This window comes from Streptomyces sp. CCM_MD2014 (genome assembly GCF_000772045.1).
In the GTDB taxonomy this organism is placed as follows: domain Bacteria; phylum Actinomycetota; class Actinomycetes; order Streptomycetales; family Streptomycetaceae; genus Streptomyces; species Streptomyces salinarius.
The window spans coordinates 4508326-4527634 of sequence record NZ_CP009754.1; the positions used below are offsets into that span (position 1 = coordinate 4508326).

Sequence of the window (19309 nt, forward strand, 5' to 3'; positions counted from 1 at the left end):
TCACAGCTTGGGGAAAGAACCCTCTCAGAGCGTCCCGACAGGCTGTCCGCCATGACCACGACCTCGCCCCAGGGGCGCACCGAACTGCTGAGGCCGGACGGGAGCCCCGTCCGGGTGCTTGTAGTGGACGACGAGCAGTCCATCACCGAGCTGCTGTCCATGGCCCTGCGCTACGAGGGCTGGCAGATCCGCAGCGCGGGCGACGGCCACGGCGCCGTCCGGGCCGCACGCGACTTCCGGCCCGACGCCGTCGTACTGGACATGATGCTGCCCGACATGGACGGCCTGAGCGTGCTGGGGCGGCTGCGCCGCGACCTGCCGGACGTGCCGGTGCTGTTCCTGACCGCCAAGGACGCCGTCGAGGACCGTATCGCCGGGCTGACCGCGGGCGGGGACGACTACGTCACCAAGCCGTTCAGCCTGGAGGAGGTCGTCGCCCGGCTGCGCGGACTGATCCGCCGCTCCGGCGCCGCCGACCGGCGTTCCGACTCCGTCCTCGTCGTCGGCGACCTCACCCTCGACGAGGACAGTCACGAGGTCACCCGGGGCGGCGACGGCATCCACCTCACCGCCACCGAGTTCGAGCTGCTGCGGTTCCTGATGCGCAACCCGCGGCGGGTGCTGAGCAAGGCGCAGATCCTGGACCGGGTGTGGTCGTACGACTTCGGCGGGCAGGCCAACGTCGTCGAGCTGTACATCTCCTACCTGCGCCGGAAGATCGACGCGGGGCGCGAGCCGATGATCCACACCCGGCGGGGTGCCGGATACCTGATCAAGCCCGCGGCATGACCCGGCGGCGACGACCGCGGCCGCGGACCCTGCGGACGCGGCTCGTCGTCGCGTCCGTGGCGCTGATCGCGGTGGTGTGCGCGGTGATCGGCACGGTGACGACCCTCGCGCTGCGCTCGCACCTGTACGAGCAGTTGGACGGGCAGGTGCGCGAGGTCGCGGCCCGGGTCTCCGGCTTCGGGCCGCCGGGTGAACCGGGGGGCGGGGGCGGGCTCAAGCAGCGGATGGACCTCGACGAGTTCGTCCGGCACGGCGGTCCGCAGCCGCGCGACACGATCGTCGCCGAGACGCGGGACGGTGCCGTCGTCGACGCCAAGTACGGCAAGAAGGACGACGAGAGCACGGACCCCAGCAGGACGACCCCGGTCTCCCTCGACGAGGACCAGCGCACCGCGCTCGCCTCCGTCCCCCGGGACGGCGAGGCGCACACCGTCGAGATCCCCGGCCTCGGTGACTACCGCGTCGAGTACCACGACGGCTACTACGCGGGCCTGCCCACCGACGAGGCCGACGGCACCGTCAGCACCCTGGTCCTCGTGGAGGCCAGCGTCACCGCCGCCGGTCTCGTCGCCGCCTCCCTCGCCGGGGCCGTCATCGTCGGCGTCGCCACCCGCCCCCTGCGCCGGGTCGCCGCCACCGCGGGCCGGGTCTCCGAACTGCCCCTGCACGCGGGCGAGGTGAACCTCGACGAACGGGTCCCGGAGTCCGAGTGCGACCCGCACACCGAGGTGGGGCGGGTCGGCTCCGCGCTCAACCGGATGCTGAACCACGTCCACGGAGCCCTGCACGCACGCCAGCAGAGCGAGACGCGGGTACGGCAGTTCGTCGCCGACGCCAGCCACGAACTGCGCACCCCCCTCGCCTCCATCCGCGGCTACGCCGAACTCACCCGCCGGGGAGGCGAACGGGTCGGCCCCGACACCCGGCACGCGCTGGGCCGCATCGAGTCCGAGGCCGGCCGCATGACCCTGCTCGTCGAGGACCTGCTGCTGCTCGCCCGCCTGGACGCCGGACGCCCGCTGGAGTTCGGCCGGACCGACCTCGTACCGCTCGTCGTGGACACCGTCAGCGACGCCCGCGCCGCCGGGCTCGACCACACCTGGCGGCTCGACCTGCCCGACGAACCGGCCCTCGTGTCGGCGGACCCCGCCCGGCTCCAGCAGGTGCTGGTCAACCTGCTGGGCAACGCCCGCAGCCACACCCCGCCGGGCACGACCGTCACCGCGCGCGTGCGGGGCGCCGGGGAGTGGCTGTGCGTGGACGTGGAGGACGACGGGCCGGGCATCCCGGCGGCCTTGCTGCCGCACGTCTTCGAGCGGTTCGCCCGCGGCGACTCGGCGCGCTCCCGCGCGACCGGTTCGACCGGCCTCGGGCTCGCCATCGTGCAGGCCGTGACGGCCGCGCACGGCGGCGGTGTGACGGTCGACAGCGCGCCGGGCCGGACGGTCTTCACCGTGTACCTGCCCGCGGTCGGGGACCGGGCGGACGCGTCCGCGCACTCACAGGCACGGCACAGTCTCACCACACGGGTACGACAGGGGAGTTGAGAAGTGTCGGTCCCATGCGAACCGACTCTTCTCCCGGCTCCCTGCCGGCGCGGGAGCACCTCCCGGCCGCAGGAGCCGGTACGCCTGTCCTGGACGTAGTGGTCCCCGTCTACAACGAGGAGAAGGACCTCGGGCCGTGCGTGCGCAGACTGCACGAGCACCTCACCCGGACGTTCCCCTACGCCTTCCGCATCACGGTCGCCGACAACGCCTCCACGGACGGCACCCCGCAGGTCGCGGCCGGTCTGGCGGCGGACCTCCCGGCGGTCAGGTCCGTCCGGCTGGAGCAGAAGGGGCGCGGCCGGGCGCTGCGGACCGTCTGGTCGGCGTCGGACGCCCCGGTCCTGGCCTACATGGACGTGGACCTCTCCACCGACCTGAACGCGCTGCTGCCGCTGGTCGCCCCGCTGATCTCCGGTCACTCGGACCTCGCGATCGGCTCCCGGCTCGCCCGCAGCTCCCGGGTGGTGCGCGGCGCCAAGCGGGAGTTCATCTCCCGCACCTACAACCTCATCCTGCGCGGCTCCCTCCAGGCCCGCTTCTCCGACGCCCAGTGCGGTTTCAAGGCGATCCGCCGGGACGTGGCCCAGGTGCTGCTGCCGCTGGTGGAGGACACCGGCTGGTTCTTCGACACCGAGATGCTGGTGCTCGCCGAGCGCGCCGGGTGCCGCATCCACGAGGTGCCGGTCGACTGGATCGACGACCCGGACTCCACCGTGCACATCGTGCGCACGGCGACCGAGGACCTCAAGGGCGTGTGGCGGGTCGGCAAGGCCCTGGCCACCGGTTCGCTGCCGCTGGACCGGCTGGGCCGCCCCTTCGGCGACGACCCGCGCGACCGCGAACTGAACGGCGTACCGCAGGGGCTGGCCCGGCAGCTCGTGGGCTTCTGCGTCGTCGGCGCCCTGTCCACCCTCTTCTACCTCCTCCTCTACAGCGGTTTCCGCCACTTCGCCGGCTCCCAGTTCGCCAACGCGCTCGCTCTGCTGGTCTCGGCCGTCGCCAACACCGCCGCCAACCGGAGGCTGACCTTCGGGGTACGGGGCCGGGGAGGCGCCGTGCGGCACCAGGCGCAGGGGCTGGTGGTCTTCGGCATCGGCCTGGCGCTGACCAGCGGCTCGCTGGCCGCCCTGAGCGCGGCGAGCGCCGACCCGGACCACTCCACCGAGCTGGCGGTACTGATCGCCGCCAACCTCGCGGCCACCGTGCTGCGCTTCCTGCTCTTCCGCGCCTGGGTCTTCCCGGACGCGGAGCCAACGGCCCCGGCGGGGAAGCCGCTGCTGCCGGAGCCAGGCCCGCAGGAGTCCCGCCTGTCGGAGTCCCGCTCTCCGGAGTCCCGCATGCCGGAGTCACGCCTGCCTGAATCCCGGCTTCCGGAGACCCACCGCCCGGAACCTCACCTTCCGGACCCGTACCGGACCTGGAGCGACGCCACCGTGCGGCTCCAGCCGGTACGCCACGCCGACACCGACCACTCCAGGGACGCCCGATGACGACGCACTACGGCCCGGCCGTGCACACCCCCGCCGACAACGACGGGGGACCCCCCTCCGAGGCGCCGGCGCCGCCCGGCCACCACCGGCCCCGGCGGTCCCGCTTCGGCCGGCCGTGGCGCGGCCGCCCCGAGGACCCGCGCTGGGTGCGCCCCGCCTTCCTCGCCCTCCTGACGGCCACCGCCCTGCTCTACCTGTACAACCTCGACGCGTCCGGCTGGGCCAACTCCTTCTACTCGGCGGCCGTGCAGGCGGGCAGCCAGTCCTGGAAGGCGTTCTTCTTCGGCTCGCTCGACGCCGGCAACGCCATCACCGTCGACAAGCCCCCGGCCGCGCTGTGGCCGATGGCGCTGGCGGTACGGATCCTCGGGCTCTCCTCCTGGTCGATCCTCGTCCCCGAGGTGCTGATGGGGGTGGGCACGGTCGCCGTCGTCTACGCGGCCGTGCGCCGCCGGTTCAGCCCCGCGGCCGGACTGATCGCGGGCGCCGTGCTCGCGCTCACGCCCGTCGCCGCGCTGATGTTCCGCTTCAACAACCCGGACGCGCTCCTCGCCCTGCTGATGTCCCTCGCCTGCTACCTCGTCGTACGGGCGCTGGAGGACGGCCGGTCCAAGTGGCTGGTGTGGGCGGGTGTCGCGATCGGCTTCGCGTTCCTGGCGAAGACCCTCCAGGCCTTCCTGATCCTGCCCGCGCTCGCCCTCGTGTACGGCGTCTGTGCACCGGTGCGGCTGAGGAGGCGCCTCGGCCAACTCGCCCTGGCGACCGCCGCGATCGTCGTCTCCGGGGGCTGGTGGGTCGCGGTCGTGGAGCTGTGGCCGGCGTCGTCCCGGCCGTACGTCGGCGGCTCGCAGAACAACAGCTTCCTGGAGCTGACCTTCGGCTACAACGGCCTGGGCCGGCTCAACGGCGAGGAGACCGGCAGCGTCGGCGGCGGCGGTGGTCCCGGCGGCGGTGGCGGCGGGCAGTGGGGCGAGACCGGCTGGGACCGGATGTTCAACTCCGAGATCGGCGGCCAGATCTCCTGGCTGCTCCCGGCCGCGCTGATCCTGCTCGTCGCGGGGCTGCTCGCCACGCGCCGCGCCGCCCGCACGGACGCCGTACGCGCGTCCTTCCTGGTGTGGGGCGGCTCGCTGCTGACGACCGCGGCCGTCTTCAGCTACATGGCCGGCATCTTCCACCAGTACTACACGGTGGCCCTCGCGCCGTACCTGGCGGCGGTCGTCGGCATGGGCGCGGCGACGCTGTGGGAGCGACGGGGACGGATCTGGGCGTCGCTGGCGCTCGCCGCCGCCGTCACGGCGAGCGCGGCCTGGGGATACGTCCTGCTGGGCCGCACACCGGAGTACCTGCCCTGGCTGCGGATGCCCGTCCTGGCCGGCGGCCTGGTCGCCGCACTCGGGCTCGTCTTCGCCGGCCGGCTGGGGCGGCGGACGGCGCTCGCGGCGGCGGGCCTCGGCCTCGTGGCGTCGCTGGCCGCGCCCACCGCGTACACGCTGAGCACCGTCCGGGAGGGACACAGCGGCTCCATCGTCACGGCCGGCCCGTCCGGCGCGAGCATGCGGGGCGGCGGGCCCGGGGGCGGAGGCTTCCCGGGCGGCGGGAATGCGCCGGGCCGGGGGCAGGGCCAGGGGCAGAGCCAGGGTGGGCCCGGGGGCGGCGGCTTCCCCGGTGGCGGCACCGCCCCGGGCACCGGGGGGAACAACCAGAACGGCCAGGCACCGAACGGACAGATGCCGAACGGTCAGAGCAACCAGAACGGCCCGGCCGGCGAAGGCGGCCGGATGGGCGGCGCGGGCGGCGGCATGGGCGGACTGCTCAACGGCGCCGAAGTCGGCTCCGAGGCGAAGAAGCTGCTGGCGGCCGACGCCGACTCCTACACGTGGGTCGCCGCGGCGGTCGGCTCCCAGAACGCCGCGAGCTACCAGCTCGGCACCGGCGAGCCGGTGATGGCGATCGGCGGCTTCAACGGCACGGACCCGTCACCGACCCTGGCGCAGTTCAAGGAGTACGTGGCGGACGGCAGGATCCACTACTTCATCGCCGGCGGCGGGACGGGCGGCGGCATGGGCGGCGACTCCGGCTCCGCCTCGCGGATCACCTCGTGGGTCGAGGCCACCTTCAAGGAGGTCACGGTCGGCTCGGCCACCTTCTACGACCTCACCGCGCCGACGGACTGACCGCCCGGCGCCCGCCCGAGAAGGTGTTGTACAGCGTATAGTGAACGCTATACGCTGTACAACATGACGACGTCCCCGCAGGAATCCTCCAGGGCACGGGAGACCGCGCCCCCGGTCCGGGGCCACCCGCAGCGCTGGCTGATCCTCGGTGTCATCAGCCTCGCCCAGCTGACGGTGGTCCTGGACAACACCGTGCTGAACGTGGCCATCCCCTCGCTCACCGACGAGCTGGGGGCGGCCACGTCGGACATCCAGTGGATGATCAACGCCTACTCGCTCGTCCAGTCCGGGCTGCTGCTCACCGCGGGCAGCGCGGCCGACCGGTACGGCCGCAAGAAGATGCTCGCCGCCGGTCTCGCCCTGTTCGGGCTCGGCTCGCTGGCCGCCGGACTGGCCGACACCACCGGCCAGTTGATCGCGGCGCGGGCCGGCATGGGCGTCGGCGGGGCACTGCTGCTGACCACCACGCTCGCCGTGGTCATGCAGATCTTCGCGCCCGCCGAGCACGCGAAGGCGATCGGCATCTGGAGCGCGGTCAGCGCGCTCGGCTTCGCGTGCGGACCGCTGATCGGCGGCTTCGTCCTCGACCACTTCTGGTGGGGTGCGATCTTCCTGATCAACCTGCCGGTGGTGGCCCTCGGCCTGGTCGCGGTCGTGACCCTGGTCCCCGAGTCGAAGAACCGGCAGGGCGACCGCCCCGACCTGCCGGGCGCCGTCCTCTCCACGGTCGGCATGGCCGCGTTGGTCTACGCGATCATCTCCGGCCCCGAGCACGGCTGGGCGTCGGGCAGGGTCCTGGCCACGGCCGCCGTCGCCGTGGGGGTGCTCGCGCTCTTCGCCTGCTGGGAGAGCCGCGTTCCGTATCCGATGCTCGACCTCGGCTTCTTCCGCGACCAGCGGTTCACCGGCGCCGTGGCCGGTCTCGTGCTGATCACCTTCGGCATGGGCGGCGCGCTCTTCCTGCTCACCCAGCACCTGCAGTTCGTCCTCGGGTACGGCCCGCTGGAGGCCGGGCTGCGGACGGCGCCGCTGGCCCTGACGGTGGTCCTGCTGAACTTCTCCGGCGTGGCGGCGAAGTGGCTGGCCGGGCTGGGCACGCCGGTCGCGGTGCTGCTGAGCATGGTGCTGATGTCGGCGGGCCTGGTGGCCATCGCCACGCTGACCGGGCTGGGCTACGCCGGCACACTGCTGGGGCTGCTGCTGATCGGCGTGGGGTGCGCGCTCGGCAACCCGGCCATGGCCCACGCGCTGATGAGCGCGATCCCGCCGGCCAAGGCGGGGGTCGGCGCGGGCGTCAACGGCACGCTGGCGGAGTTCGGCAACGGGCTGGGCGTGGCCGTCCTCGGGGCGGTGCTGAACTCCCGGTTCGCGGCGCTGACGCCCGTCGCGGCGACGTCGCTTCCCGCGGCGCTGGCCTCGGCGGAGGGGGAGGGCGAGCGGGGGCGCGTCCTGGACGCGTTCTCCTCCGGGATGGAGAGCAGTCAGTCGGTGGGGGCGGTGGCGGTGTTGCTGGGCGGGGTGGTGGCGGCGGTGTTGCTGCGGAGGGCGGAGCGGGCCGGCGCCTAAGAGCCCGGGCGGTGGGGCAGGTGTGCGGCTGGGGCGCCGTTGTGGCCGGTGGCGCCCGCGCGGCGGAGCAGCAGGTTGTCACGCCCCGCGCCCCCTCAAGGGACGCCTAGCATGACCGGTGATGGTGAGAGCGAGGTAGGTGCGCATGGCGAAGGCAGGGCGGCAGGGGCCCCGGGCCAGTGTGTGGCTGAACGGGGAGGGCCGGCGCGGTGGGCGTCGCGGGGGGCAGCCCTCCGGGCTCGACCGGGACCGGATCACCCGGGTCACCGTCCGGCTGCTGGACGCCGAGGGCCTGACGGGGTTCTCCATGCGCCGCCTGGCCGCCGAGCTGAACGTCACCGCGATGTCCGTCTACTGGTACGTCGACACCAAGGACGAGCTGCTCGAACTCGCCCTGGACGCCGTCTTCGGCGAGCTGCGCCACCCGGACCCGGACGCCGGCCTCGACTGGCGCGAGGAACTGCGCGCCCTGGCCCGGGAGAACCGGGCCCTGCTGGTGCGCCACCCCTGGCTGTCCCGGCTGGTCGGCACCTACCTCAACATCGGGCCGCACTCGCTGGCCTTCTCCCGGTCGGTGCAGAACGTGGTGCGCCGCAGCGGGCTGCCCGCCCACCGTCTCACCGGCGCCATCTCCGCCGTCTTCCAGTTCGTCTACGGCTACGGCACCATCGAAAGCCGCTTCCTCGCCCGGGTGGCGGACACCGGGCTGAGCCCGGACGAGTACTTCCAGGACTCCATGCGCGCGGTGACCGAGGTGCCGGACAGCGCGGGCACCATCGAGGACGCCCGGGACATCATGGCGGCCCGGGGCGGCGACACCGTCGCGGAGATGCTGGACCGGGACTTCGAGTTCGCCCTCGACCTGCTCGTCGCGGGCATCGACGCGATGGTCGGACGGGACTGACCCGGAGCCGCCCGCACGTCGCGGCCGCACACCCCCGGCCGGCGGGGCCCTCAGCCGTCCGCCGCCAGCCGCGCCGGGAAGCCGCCCGTCGCCACCGGTCCCCACTTCTCCGGCCGCACCCGGATGATGGACTTGCCCTGCTTGACCATGGCCTGCCGGTACTCGTCCCAGTCGGGGTGCTCGCCGGAGATGTTGCGGAAGTACTCCACCAGCGGCTCCACGGAGTCCGGGGAGTCGATGACCTCCGCGGTGCCGTCGATCTGGACCCAGGGGCCGTTCCAGTCGTCGCTGAGCACGATGAGACTGACCCGCGGGTCACGGCGCGCGTTGCGGGTCTTGGCCCGTTCGGGGTACGTCGAGACGACGATCCGGCCCGCGTCGTCGACCCCGCAGGTCAGCGGGGACCCCTGCGGGCTGCCGTCGGCCCGCCGGGTCAGCAGGATCGCCCGGTGCCGGGGGCGTACGAAGTCCAGCAACTCGTCCAGGGAGACACGGGTGTTCGTCGCGATGTTCGGTGCCATGCCGTCAGCCTAGGCCGCACGGCCGCCACCCGCCGCCCCGCCGTCCCGTCACCCGCCCTCCCGTGCCCCGTGCTCCCGCCGCCCCTTCCCCGCCCTACCGCAGTCCGCTGCCCGCCGTTCCGCTCTCCGCGCGCAGCGCTTCCGCGAGGTTGTCGTGGACCGGCACGTCACGGCGCAGGCCGGAGAGTTCGAGGACGCGGCTCGCCACGCTTCCCGGGGCGGCCACCACGCGCAACGAGGCGTGGCCGGGCAGCCCGCGGCGTACGGCGGAGAGGAGGCGGACGCCCTGGGAGTCCATGAAACGGGTGCCGGACAGGTCCAGGACGAGCAGGCGCAGGCCGTCGGAGCGCTGCTCCACGACGGTCATGATCAGGGGCAGCAGCCCGGAGGCGTTGCAGAAGTCGATCTCGCTGGGCAGTGCGAGCACGGCGCAGCCGGGTGGATCGCACGGCTCGCACGGTTCACAGGGCTGGGGATGGAAGGTCACAGCACTCACCTGACAGACGTCCGTCGGGCTTCCGGCCGGGCCGCTTCCTGACCCGCCCCCCATTCCACCACGCGACGCGGCGGCGCGGAAGGCGCGGGAGGCCGTCCGGCCACTCGCCCGCCCCGTCCGTCGGCCGAGCGTCACCGGCACGCAACCAAGCAGCTAAAGTGCTGTTCGTCCTGTGCTCGCAGTCGGGAATGTGCTGCGGAGCTCTCCTGCGCACGGCCGTGAGGCCGCGCACGCTGAAGAGGTTCGTGGTGGCTGCGTCCGAATTTACTGATTTGCCGCGTTTTCCGGTCGGCTTCGAGCTGGCCGACGCCCTGACGGCGGCGGCCCGGGACCTGCACGGGACGAGCACCCCCGCGGACACCCTGCACACGGCCGTCGACCTGGCGGTGCGCCTGCTGCCCGACGCCGAGCACGCGGGCATCTCGGAGATCCAGCGCGGCGGCCGCCTGCGCACCCTCGCCTGGACGGACGAGACCGTACGGTTCGCCGCCGAGCCTCGGCAGGGCGGCCAGGGCGGCCAGGGCGGCCACACCCCGCACCCGGACTGGGAGCGCCTGTGGACGACGCCCGTGGTGCGCACGGACGACAGCGAGGCGGACGGCGGCGGCAACGCCCTGTCCGGGCTCGGCCTGCGCTCGGCACTGTCCCTGCGGTTGCGCGCGGACCGGCGCCGGCTGACCGTGCTGACGGCGTACGCCCGCAAGCCGCAGGCCTTCGACGAGGACGCCACCCGCATCGGGCGGCTGTTCACCGCGCACGTCTCCCTCGCCCTGGACTCGGCGACCGTGCGCGAGCAGCTCACCGAGGCGATGCGCACCCGGGACCTGATCGGCCAGGCCACCGGCATCCTGATGGAGCGTCTGAACATCGACGCGGCCGGTGCCTTCGAGTCGCTGGTGAAGGCGTCGCAGCGGGAGAACGTGAAACTGCGCGACCTGGCCCGCCGCATCGTCGACGCCCACTCCGCGCCGGGCGGCCGAGGCGTGACCGAGCGATGACGGGACATCCGTACGGTCATGACCTCGCAGACGACGGACCCGGACCCCCGCACGGGCTCCGGCTCGAGCCCGGACCCTGGCTCGAGCCCTCGCACGGAGACGCTTGAGCACGCCCTCGCGCGCACCCAGGGCCTGGACACGCTGCTGCGCGACCTGACCGACCGCGCGGTCCAGCGGGTGCCCGGCGCCGACGCCTGCTCCGTCACGGTGCGCCGCGCCGACCGGCTGATGACGCTGGCGGGCAGCACCGGCCTGCCCGGCGGCCTGGACCTGCGCCAGTACGAGAACGGCTCGGGCCCCTGCGTGGACGCCGCCGAGTCGGGCGAGGCCCAGTACTCCCCGGACCTGGCCGCAGAGACCCGCTGGCCCCCGTACACGCAGTACGCACTGGCCACCGGAGTGCGCTGTGTGCTGGCGCTGCCGCTGGCCGTCGAGGGCGAGACGGGCGCCGCGCTCAATCTCTACGGCGTCGAGCCCGGCTCCCTGGCCCCCGGACGGGACGCGGCCCGCGCCTTCGCGGAGCGGGCCGCGGACGCGGTGAACGAGGCCCTGCGCATCGAGCGGGAGCGGGCCTCGGCGTCGGACGTGCGCACCGCCCTGCTCTCCCGCAGCGTCATAGACCAGGCGGTCGGCATGCTCATGGCCCGGGAGCGCATCGACGCCCACCGGGCCATGGAGCGGCTGCGCCGGGTCTCACAGGACCGGAACGTCAAGCTCCGCGACCTGTGCGCCCAGGTGGTGGCCCGGGCGTCCGGCGGTGCCTCACACCGTCGGCAGTGACTCCCCCTGGACCGCCTGGATGTCCAGCTCGACCCTGAGGGTGGTGCCGATGGCGGCGATGCCGGCCTGCACGACCTGGTTGTAGTTCATGGCGAAGTCCTCGCGGTGCAGCTCGGTCGTCGCACGGAAGGCCGCCCGGGTGCCGCCCCAGGGGTCGGCGCCGGTGCCGAGGTAGGCCAGGTCCAGGTCGACCTCGCGGACGACCCCGTGCAGGCCCAGCTCGCCGTGGACGGTCCAGCGGTCGGGCCCGGCCTCGCTCACGCCCGTGGAGCGGTAGGTGATCTCCGGGAACCGCTCGACGTCCAGGAAGTCGGCCGAACGCAGATGGGTGTCGCGCATGCCGTTGCCCGTGTCGATGGAGGCCGCCTGGATCACCGCCTCCACCCGTGACTTGGTGACGTCGTCCGGCGCGATCTCGACGGTCGCGGCGAAGTCGGTGAACCGCCCGCGCACGCTGGAGATGCCCAGGTGCTGGGCGACGGCGGCCACGCCGGAGTGCGCCGGGTCGACCGTCCACGGTCCCGGCGGCGGCAGCTCGGTGCCGCCCTGGCGGGCCAGCGTGACCGTGCCGACCTCGGCCCGGCCGCTCGCGGTGACGATGGCGCTGGAGGCCGCGGGCGCGTAGCCGACCGCGGTGACGATCACGGTGTACGCCCCCGGCGCCAGCGGGGTGGTGTCCCGCACGGTGCCCTCGGTGTCCGCCTCGGCGCGCAGTACCTGGACGCCGGTCATGTCGGTCACCGTGACGACCGCGTGCGACACGGCCCATCCGTCCCGCGTTCGGATCCTCGCGGTCAGTCCCATCCCGTTTTCTCCCTGCAAAGGCTCAGAAAGTGGTCGTAAAGAAGCCGGCCCGTGGGGGCGGGCGCACCTCCGCTCGGAGCGCGCACGCCACCACGGGCCGGGGCCCTGCTACTCGCCGGGGTGGGCGAGCTCGATGTCGTGGCCGTCGGCACCGGGGCCGGCGACCGTCAGGGCGGTGGCCACCGGTGGGTAGCCGGTCGCGATGACGGTGTACTCACCGGCGTCCAGGTCGGTGAAGGCGTACGCCCCGTCCGCACCGGTGGTGGCCGTGCCGATCACGTTGCCCGCCGCGTCGACCAGGGTGACCCGGGCGTCGGCCAGCGGACCGTGCGGGGCCCGCACCACTCCCTGGACCTGGGCACCGGCCTGGAGGTCGACCTCGACCCGGGTGACTCCGGTGCCGCCGACCTCGAGGGGCAGCGCGCGCGGCCGGTAGCCCGCGGCGTTGACCGCGACGGTCACCGTGCCCGGTACCAGCTCGGTGAAGGCGAACTCGCCCGCCTCGCCGGTGGTGGCGCTGGCCAGCAGGTCGCCGCGCACGTCGGTGACGATCACCATGGCGTCCTTGACCGGCAGCCCGCTCTCCACGGCCCGCACCAGGCCGGTGAGCCCGCTGGTGCCGCTGAGCAGGATGTCGTAGGCGACCGGCTCGTCGTTGACGACGATGGTGGAGGCCTGCGGCTGGAACCCGTCGGCGGAGGCGATCAGCACGTACGACCCGGCGCCCGGCGCGTCGACGGCGTAGGAGCCGTCGGCCTGGGCGACGGACCGGCCGAGCTGGCGGCCGGCCAGCGAGATCAGCGTGACCGCGGCCTGCGGGACCGGCGCGGACTCGGCGCCGCGGACGAAACCGCGCACCGCGATGCCGCCGGAGACGGGGGCCTGGGGCTCACCGGAACCGGTCGCCGAGGCGACGGCGGCGAGCCGCTGGGTGGCCGCCGGTCCGGCTGCCGGGGAGACCGCGGTGTCCGAGACGGCCGAGGCGGCCGGGTCACCGGACTGCGTGGCCGACACGGCCGCCATCGCACCGGCGGGAACCGGCTCGTCGGCGACGCGGACGGCCTCCGCGGGGGCGCCCGCCACCGGCGGGGCCGACTCGGCCGAGGACTCCGCCGCCTGGGCGAGGGCGCCCTTGGTGCGCAACGGCACCTCCTTGATGAACAGCGTCACCAGGAAGCCGAGCAGGGCGATCGGCGCGACGTACAGGAAGATGTCGGCGATGCCGTGCCCGTAGGCGCTCTCCAGCCAGGTGCGGATGGGCGCGGGGAGCAGGTCCATGTCCGGGATCTGGCCCGAGCCCAGGGCCTTGCCGGCCGCCATCTGGTCCTCGGGCTTGAGCTGCCCGATGCTGTCGGTGGCGTAGTGGCTGATCCGGGTCGACATGATGGAGCCGAGGACCGAGACGCCCACCGCGCCGCCGAGGGACCGGAAGAAGGTGACCGTGGAGGACGCGGAGCCCAGGTCGCCCGGGTCCACCTGGTTCTGCGTGCAGAGCACCAGGTTCTGCATCATCATGCCGACGCCGAGGCCCATCAGCGCCATGAAGATGCCGATGTGCCAGTACGGGGTGTCGTAGCGCATGGTGCTGAGCAGGCCCAGGCCCGCGGTCAGCAGCACGCCGCCGGACAGCAGCCAGCGCTTCCACTTGCCGGTCTTGGTGATGATGATGCCGGAGACCGTGGACGAGACGAACAGGCCGCCGATCATCGGGATCGTCATGACGCCCGACATGGTCGGGGACTTGTCCCGGGCCAGCTGGAAGTACTGGCTGAAGTAGACGGTGCCGGCGAACATCGCGATACCGACGAACAGCGAGGCCAGCGAGGCCAGGGTGATGGTGCGGTTCCTGAACAGCCGCAGCGGGATGATCGGCTCGCTCGCCTTGCTCTCGACGAGCAGGAAGAGCAGCGTCAGCACGATCGCGCCGCCGACCATGACGCCGGTCTGCCAGGACATCCAGGAGTACTTGTCGTCGGCGAAGGTCACCCAGATGAGCAGCAGGCAGACGGCCGCGGTGACGAAGAAGGCGCCGGCCCAGTCGACCTTGACCTTCCGCTTGACCACGGGCAGGTGCAGCGTCTTCTGCAGCACGACCAGCGCGAGGATCGCGAAGGGCACGCCGACGTAGAGGCACCAGCGCCAGCCGAGCCAGCTGGTGTCGGTGATGACGCCGCCGAGCAGCGGGCCGCCGACGGTGGCGACGGCGAAGGTGGCGCCGAGGTAGCCGGAGTAGCGCCCGCGCTCACGCGGGGCGATCATCGCGGCCATGATGATCTGCGCCAGGGCGGACAGACCGCCGGCGCCCAGGCCCTGGATGGCCCGCGCGGTGATCAGCATCGCGGGGTTCTGCGCCAGACCGGCCACGACGGAGCCGATGACGAAGACGATCAGGGCTATCTGGACCAGGGCCTTCTTGCTGAACAGGTCCGCGAGCTTGCCCCACAGGGGGGTGGACGCCGTCATCGTCAGCAGTGAGGCGGTGACGACCCAGGTGTAGGCGCTCTGGCCGCCACCGAGGTCCCCGATGATCTCGGGCAGGGCGTTGGTGACGATGGTCGAGGACAGGATCGCGCAGAACATGCCGAGCAGCAGCCCGGACAGTGCCTCCATGATCTGCCGGTGCGTCATCGGAGCGTCTCCGTCGGAGCCTCCCCCGTGCTTGGCATGAGCCCGCACACCGGCCGGTGTGGTCGTTGCCATGGACTTCCTTTACTTGATGGTGATCGCGGGTGTACGGGTGGACGTTTCGTCCCCGGACAGTGCGGGAGGCCGGGCCGCGGGGGCCCGGCAGTCGTCGAAGCTGGCCCTGAGGCGGGCCATGAGCCGGGAGAGCTGACCGACCTCGTCGTCGGACCAGTCGCTCAGCCGGTGGGAGAGCAGCTGGGTGGTCCGCTCGGCGATCTCGTCGAGCTGGTCCTGCCCCGCGGGCGTCAGGCGCAGAATGCGCGAGCGCTTGTCCGCGGGGTCGGGGAAGCGCTCGATCCAGCCCCGCTCGGCGACGTGGGCGACGTGGCGGCTGGTCACCGACATGTCCACGGCGAGCAGCTCCGCGAGCTTGCTCATGCGCATGTCCCCGTGACGGCCGAGCAGTGTCAGTACGGCGACGGACCCGCCGGGACAGTCGGACGGCAGCAGCCGTCCCATCTCCCGCTTCACGGCGCCGAAGGCGCTGAACTGGCGGATCAGCTCCTCGTACTGCGCCTTCCCGGCCATGCGCACCTCCCGATTCGTTGCTTAGGGCAACCATAAGTTCCGTTAGTTGCTACAGGCAAACAAAAACGGGGGGTGCGGCATAAAAAGTTGGCAAAGGCAAGTATTGCGATAGTAAACGCGCAGGTGATAAGGGGTGGGCCGGGTCAAGAGGGCTCGGCGGCCCCGCACTTGGGCCGCACCCGCGGATTCGCTAGTGTCTCGGCCCATGGCTAACACCCAGGGCCCCCAGGGCACCAACGACCCCGCAGGCAGCACCCAGATGTTCCGCGCGTTCGTCGACGACGCCCCGCAGAGCCGGCAGGCTGCCCCCGCCACTTCGTCCGGGCCCCGCGTCGGCCTGATCGTCGGCATCCTGGCCGCCGTGGTCGTCGTCGCGGCCGTGGCCTGGCTGGCGCTCGGCTAGGACGGGCACCGGGCCGCAGCGCGCGGTACCGGCACATACGAAGGCGACCGCCGCGGCACCCCCGAGGTGCCACGGCGGTCGCCGTGCTGTCGATACGGGTTCTCCCGCGGCGCGGGCTCAGTCGGAGATGAGGCCCTCGCGCAGCTGCGACAGGGTCCGGGTGAGCAGCCGGGAGACGTGCATCTGCGAGATGCCGACCTCCTCGCCGATCTGCGACTGGGTCATGTTGGCGAAGAAGCGCAGCATGATGATCCGCCGCTCCCGGGGCGGCAGCTTGGCCAGCAGCGGCTTGAGGGACTCGCGGTACTCCACGCCCTCCAGCGCCGTGTCCTCGTAGCCCAGGCGGTCCGCCAGCGAGCCCTCGCCGCCGTCGTCCTCCGGGGCCGGGGAGTCCAGCGAGGAGGCGGTGTAGGCGTTGCCCACGGCCAGTCCGTCGACGACGTCCTCCTCGGACACGCCGAGGACGGCGGCCAGCTCGCCCACGGTCGGGGAGCGGTCCAGCTTCTGGGACAGCTCGTCGCTGGCCTTGGTCAGGGCCAGGCGCAGCTCCTGGAGGCGGCGCGGGACGCGCACCGACCACGAGGTGTCGCGGAAGAACCGCTTGATCTCGCCGACGACGGTCGGCATGGCGAACGTCGGGAACTCGACCCCCCGCTCGCAGTCGAAGCGGTCGATCGCCTTGATCAGGCCGATGGTGCCGACCTGGACGATGTCCTCCATCGGCTCGTTGCGGGAGCGGAAGCGCGCGGCGGCGTAGCGCACCAGCGGGAGGTTGAGCTCGATCAGGGTGTCCCGGACGTAGGCACGCTCGGGGCTGTCCTCGTCGAGGGCGGCGAGCCGCAGGAACAGGGAGCGGGACAGGGTGCGGGTGTCGATGGCCTCCGTGGCCGGAAGCGCCTGGGCCGGCACGGCGTCGAGGTCCGGCACGGCTTCACCGGCCCGGTCGCCGTCGACGGAGTCGATCGTGCCGACGGAGTCGATGGGGCCGACGGGCTCGACGGGGCCGAGCGCCTCGATCGAGTCGGGCGCGGTCTCGCTCTCCGCGAGCGCGAGCACCTTCGAGCTGCCCTGTTCTGCGGACATGCCACCCCCTTTGGGTCGCGGGACGGTCGCGGCACGCGCTCCCACGCCGGGAACGCAGCCTTCACCTGAATACCGGAGCCGGAGCTCCGGCAAACGCGTCTCCGGCAGAATGTCACATGTCGGCAACGCGCTGTAGTGACATGTCGACATCCGAGACGCGAATACCCCCTGGAAACAGGGGGTCTGATGGGCTTTCAGCCCGATTCCGTCCGCAACGGCCCTGGTGAGTGATTCGCTCTCGCCGGTGACCCCTCGCTCGCGCTTTCGACTCCGCCGGAGTCTTGGCCGAGCTTACGCGTCGATCCGGTTCGCCGACCTCAACCGCTGGAAACTACGCGCCAGTAGCCGCGAGACGTGCATCTGGGAGACGCCGAGTTCCGCGCTGATCTGGGACTGGGTGAGGTTGCTGTAGTAGCGCAGCAGCAGGATCCGCTGCTCGCGCTCGGGGAGTTGGACGAGCAGGTGACGCACCAGGTCACGGTGCTCCACCCCGTCCAGCGCCGGGTCCTCGTAGCCGAGCCGGTCGAGGAGTCCGGGCAGCCCGTCGCCCTCCTGGGCGGCCTCCAGCGAGGTGGCGTGGTACGACCGTCCCGCCTCGATGCAGGACAGCACCTCCTCCTCGGTGATGCGCAGCCGTTCGGCGATCTCGGCGGTGGTCGGGGAGCGCCCGAACGCGGTGGTCAGGTCCTCGGTGGCGCTGTTGACCTGCACCCACAACTCGTGCAGCCGGCGCGGTACGTGCACCGTGCGGACGTTGTCGCGGAAGTACCGCTTGATCTCGCCGACGACGGTCGGCATGGCGAAGGTCGGGAACTGCACGCCCCGCTCCGGGTCGAAGCGGTCGATGGCGTTGATGAGGCCGATGGTGCCGACCTGGACGACGTCCTCCATCGGCTCGTTGCGGGAGCGGAAGCGGGCGGCGGCGTAGCGCACCAGCGGGAGGTTGGCCTCGATGAGCGCCGCGCGTACCCGGTGGTGCTCCGGCGTGCCCGGGGTGAGGTCCTTCAGCTCGCCGAAGAGCACCTGGGTCAGCGCCCGGGTGTCGGCGCCCCGGCTGCGCTGCGGCGCGGGTGCCTCCTGGGCCTGGGCGGGCGGTGCGGGCGGTGCTTGAGGCGCAGTACTGGCCGGCACGGTCAACTCCACCTCGTGATCTGTCAACTCTTCCGTAACTCATCCGTCAAAAGCGGTCATAGCATCACAAGACATGTCCACTGTGTGCAAGCACCGCATAACGTCGTGTTGAGTGAACGCAGAACGGCCCCGCACCGGGCTGGTGCGGGGCCGGAGAGGCCGAGGGGCCCGAGGCCGTCCTAGAACTCGTAGTCGGCGATCACCCAGGTGGCGAACTCCCGCCACAGTGCGACGCCCGCCTGGTGCGCCGGGTGTTCGAGGTAACGCTTCAGCGCGTCGGCGTCGTCCACGGCCGAGTTGATGGCGAAGTCGTAGGCGATGGGCCGGTCGCTGATGTTCCAGGCGCACTCCCAGAAGCGGAGCTCCTCGATCTGGCCGCCGAGCGCCCGGAAGGCCTCGACGCCCTCCACGACGCGCGGGTCGTCGCGCTCGACGCCGTCGTTCAGCTTGAACAGCACAAGGTGGCGGATCATCACTTTCCTCCGTTGGCGGCCCAGGTCATGAAGTCGCCCACGGCGCCCGCCGCGTCCGAGATGCCCTGGAAACCTATCTGCACGTAGTCGGCTGCCTTGGCCGGATCAGTGATGATCACGTACAGCACGAAGACCACGACCACATAGACGGCGATCTTCTTCGAGTTCACCGCCACCGCGGCCTCCCCTGTCCCTTCGACCCACGCCTTTCGGTCGCTCATGATCGCACGAAGGGTCCCGTCTTTCGACGGGACCCTTCAGAAGCGGTAGCGGAGGGATTTGAACCCTCGGTGACTTGCGCCACACTCGCTTTCGAGGCGAGCTCCTTCGGCCGCTCGGACACGCTACCGAGACAGACCTTACAGCACGGAGCGGCATGCTCTGAAATCGGTATTGCGGCCGACGAACGGCCGTACACACGGCCGTACGGGTGGCCGTCCCGGACGCGGTCCCGGACCCCGTCCCGGACCGCGTCCGGACCGGGTCAGGGGTCGCGGAAGAAGTCCGTGAGGAGCCGGGAGCAGTCGTCCGCGAGCACGCCCCCGATCACCTCGGGACGGTGGTTGAGCCGCCGGTCGCGCACCAGGTCCCACAGGGATCCGGCGGCGCCCGCCTTGTCGTCGCGGGCGCCGTAGACCACGCGGTCCACGCGGGACTGCACGAGGGCGCCCGCGCACATCGTGCACGGCTCCAGGGTGACGACGAGCGTGCAGCCGACCAGCCGCCACTCGCCGAGTTCCACCGCTGCCCGCCGGATCGCGAGTACCTCGGCGTGGGCCGTGGGATCCCCGGTGGCCTCGCGTTCGTTGTGCCCGGCGGAGAGCACGGTGCGGCCGTCCGGCGCCAGTACGACGGCGCCCACGGGCACGTCCCCGTCCTCCGCGGCCCGCCCGGCCTCGGCCAGGGCGAGCCGCATCGCGGCCCGCCACCG

19 protein-coding genes and 1 tRNA gene are annotated in these 19309 nt (G+C 72.4%); 9 read left to right on the top strand and 11 right to left on the bottom strand.

Translation table 11 applies throughout. The features are described 5' to 3' along the window. Positions 1–51: 51 nt before the first annotated feature. From NI25_RS19850 to NI25_RS19875, 6 genes are all read left to right on the top strand, one after another. Positions 52–789, top strand: coding sequence for a response regulator transcription factor (locus tag NI25_RS19850; protein WP_199560977.1), 738 nt, complete (start codon positions 52–54; stop codon positions 787–789). After that, positions 786–2336, top strand: a complete 1551-nt coding sequence (locus NI25_RS19855; RefSeq protein ID WP_061443729.1) for a sensor histidine kinase — start codon at positions 786–788, stop codon at positions 2334–2336. Before NI25_RS19850 ends, NI25_RS19855 begins: the two co-directional genes overlap by 4 nt. Positions 2337–2350: 14 nt before the next feature. Beyond that, a complete protein-coding gene (locus NI25_RS19860; RefSeq protein ID WP_061443730.1) occupies positions 2351–3829 on the top strand; it encodes a bifunctional glycosyltransferase family 2/GtrA family protein in 1479 nt (492 codons plus the stop codon). After that, positions 3826–6006 carry an ArnT family glycosyltransferase gene (locus NI25_RS19865; RefSeq protein WP_061443731.1) on the top strand — a complete coding sequence of 727 codons (2181 nt, stop codon included), beginning with the start codon at positions 3826–3828 and terminating at the stop codon, positions 6004–6006. Before NI25_RS19860 ends, NI25_RS19865 begins: the two co-directional genes overlap by 4 nt. Before the next feature lie 63 nt (positions 6007–6069). Next, entirely contained in the window at positions 6070–7572 is a 1503-nt protein-coding gene (locus NI25_RS19870; RefSeq protein ID WP_061443732.1) for an MFS transporter, read from the top strand. Between the two features lie 145 nt (positions 7573–7717). Further along, positions 7718–8476 (top strand): TetR/AcrR family transcriptional regulator, encoded by a 759-nt coding sequence (locus NI25_RS19875; protein ID WP_061443733.1) that lies wholly within the window; start codon positions 7718–7720, stop codon positions 8474–8476. 50 nt (positions 8477–8526) lie between these two features. Here the strand turns inward: NI25_RS19875 and NI25_RS19880 are convergent, their stop codons facing one another. Next, on the bottom strand, positions 8527–8997 hold the full coding sequence (locus NI25_RS19880) for a PPOX class F420-dependent oxidoreductase (RefSeq protein WP_061443734.1): 471 nt from the start codon (positions 8995–8997) through the stop codon (positions 8527–8529). 94 nt (positions 8998–9091) lie between these two features. Continuing rightward, positions 9092–9484, bottom strand: coding sequence for an STAS domain-containing protein (locus NI25_RS19885; protein WP_061443735.1), 393 nt, complete (start codon positions 9482–9484; stop codon positions 9092–9094). A gap of 281 nt (positions 9485–9765) precedes the next feature. Here NI25_RS19885 and NI25_RS19890 point away from each other — a divergent pair, with 281 nt between their 5' ends. Further along, complete coding sequence (locus NI25_RS19890) at positions 9766–10491, top strand: ANTAR domain-containing protein (RefSeq protein WP_061443736.1); 726 nt, start codon at positions 9766–9768, stop codon at positions 10489–10491. Positions 10492–10509: 18 nt separating this feature from the next. Continuing rightward, positions 10510–11271 (top strand): GAF and ANTAR domain-containing protein, encoded by a 762-nt coding sequence (locus NI25_RS19895; RefSeq protein ID WP_061443737.1) that lies wholly within the window; start codon positions 10510–10512, stop codon positions 11269–11271. On the opposite strand, the gene NI25_RS19900 is transcribed toward NI25_RS19895, so the two are convergent. From NI25_RS19900 to NI25_RS19910, 3 genes are all read right to left on the bottom strand, one after another. After that, positions 11254–12075, bottom strand: a complete 822-nt coding sequence (locus NI25_RS19900) for a YceI family protein (protein ID WP_061443738.1) — start codon at positions 12073–12075, stop codon at positions 11254–11256. The genes NI25_RS19895 and NI25_RS19900 overlap by 18 nt on opposite strands. Before the next feature lie 108 nt (positions 12076–12183). Further along, positions 12184–14775 carry an MFS transporter gene (locus tag NI25_RS19905; RefSeq protein WP_078884671.1) on the bottom strand — a complete coding sequence of 864 codons (2592 nt, stop codon included), beginning with the start codon at positions 14773–14775 and terminating at the stop codon, positions 12184–12186. A 9-nt stretch (positions 14776–14784) separates the two neighbouring features. After that, positions 14785–15288 (bottom strand): MarR family winged helix-turn-helix transcriptional regulator, encoded by a 504-nt coding sequence (locus NI25_RS19910; protein ID WP_061443740.1) that lies wholly within the window; start codon positions 15286–15288, stop codon positions 14785–14787. 205 nt (positions 15289–15493) lie between these two features. Between NI25_RS19910 and NI25_RS19915 the strand changes: the two genes are divergently transcribed. Continuing rightward, positions 15494–15691 (top strand): hypothetical protein, encoded by a 198-nt coding sequence (locus tag NI25_RS19915; protein WP_061443741.1) that lies wholly within the window; start codon positions 15494–15496, stop codon positions 15689–15691. 117 nt (positions 15692–15808) lie between these two features. Here the strand turns inward: NI25_RS19915 and NI25_RS19920 are convergent, their stop codons facing one another. From NI25_RS19920 to tadA, 6 genes are all read right to left on the bottom strand, one after another. Continuing rightward, positions 15809–16774 (bottom strand): RNA polymerase sigma factor SigF, encoded by a 966-nt coding sequence (locus NI25_RS19920; protein ID WP_061443742.1) that lies wholly within the window; start codon positions 16772–16774, stop codon positions 15809–15811. A 291-nt stretch (positions 16775–17065) separates the two neighbouring features. Continuing rightward, positions 17066–17905: an RNA polymerase sigma factor SigF gene (locus tag NI25_RS19925; RefSeq protein ID WP_061446996.1), complete on the bottom strand. Its 840-nt coding sequence runs from the start codon at positions 17903–17905 to the stop codon at positions 17066–17068. 179 nt (positions 17906–18084) lie between these two features. After that, positions 18085–18378: a Dabb family protein gene (locus NI25_RS19930; protein ID WP_061443743.1), complete on the bottom strand. Its 294-nt coding sequence runs from the start codon at positions 18376–18378 to the stop codon at positions 18085–18087. Next, entirely contained in the window at positions 18378–18599 is a 222-nt protein-coding gene (locus NI25_RS38665) for a hypothetical protein (protein WP_164418939.1), read from the bottom strand. The genes NI25_RS19930 and NI25_RS38665 overlap by 1 nt, the downstream gene beginning before the upstream one ends. Before the next feature lie 43 nt (positions 18600–18642). Continuing rightward, a tRNA-Ser gene (locus NI25_RS19940) sits at positions 18643–18727 on the bottom strand. 135 nt (positions 18728–18862) lie between these two features. Then, positions 18863–19294, bottom strand: coding sequence for a tRNA adenosine(34) deaminase TadA (gene tadA / locus NI25_RS19945; protein ID WP_061446997.1), 432 nt, complete (start codon positions 19292–19294; stop codon positions 18863–18865). Positions 19295–19309: the final 15 nt, after the last annotated feature.

Coding starts and splice junctions, on each gene's coding strand:
- NI25_RS19930 (WP_061443743.1), bottom strand. CDS start 18,378: ATGATCCGCCACCTTGTGCTGTTCAAGCTGAACGACGGCGTCGAGCGC.
- NI25_RS19895 (WP_061443737.1), top strand. CDS start 10,510: ATGACCTCGCAGACGACGGACCCGGACCCCCGCACGGGCTCCGGCTCG.
- NI25_RS19870 (WP_061443732.1), top strand. CDS start 6,070: ATGACGACGTCCCCGCAGGAATCCTCCAGGGCACGGGAGACCGCGCCC.
- NI25_RS19875 (WP_061443733.1), top strand. CDS start 7,718: ATGGCGAAGGCAGGGCGGCAGGGGCCCCGGGCCAGTGTGTGGCTGAAC.
- NI25_RS19850 (WP_199560977.1), top strand. CDS start 52: ATGACCACGACCTCGCCCCAGGGGCGCACCGAACTGCTGAGGCCGGAC.
- tadA (WP_061446997.1), bottom strand. CDS start 19,294: ATGCGGCTCGCCCTGGCCGAGGCCGGGCGGGCCGCGGAGGACGGGGAC.
- NI25_RS19915 (WP_061443741.1), top strand. CDS start 15,494: ATGGCTAACACCCAGGGCCCCCAGGGCACCAACGACCCCGCAGGCAGC.
- NI25_RS19860 (WP_061443730.1), top strand. CDS start 2,351: ATGCGAACCGACTCTTCTCCCGGCTCCCTGCCGGCGCGGGAGCACCTC.
- NI25_RS19905 (WP_078884671.1), bottom strand. CDS start 14,775: ATGGCAACGACCACACCGGCCGGTGTGCGGGCTCATGCCAAGCACGGG.
- NI25_RS19900 (WP_061443738.1), bottom strand. CDS start 12,075: ATGGGACTGACCGCGAGGATCCGAACGCGGGACGGATGGGCCGTGTCG.
- NI25_RS38665 (WP_164418939.1), bottom strand. CDS start 18,599: ATGAGCGACCGAAAGGCGTGGGTCGAAGGGACAGGGGAGGCCGCGGTG.
- NI25_RS19910 (WP_061443740.1), bottom strand. CDS start 15,288: ATGGCCGGGAAGGCGCAGTACGAGGAGCTGATCCGCCAGTTCAGCGCC.
- NI25_RS19865 (WP_061443731.1), top strand. CDS start 3,826: ATGACGACGCACTACGGCCCGGCCGTGCACACCCCCGCCGACAACGAC.
- NI25_RS19880 (WP_061443734.1), bottom strand. CDS start 8,997: ATGGCACCGAACATCGCGACGAACACCCGTGTCTCCCTGGACGAGTTG.
- NI25_RS19920 (WP_061443742.1), bottom strand. CDS start 16,774: ATGTCCGCAGAACAGGGCAGCTCGAAGGTGCTCGCGCTCGCGGAGAGC.
- NI25_RS19855 (WP_061443729.1), top strand. CDS start 786: ATGACCCGGCGGCGACGACCGCGGCCGCGGACCCTGCGGACGCGGCTC.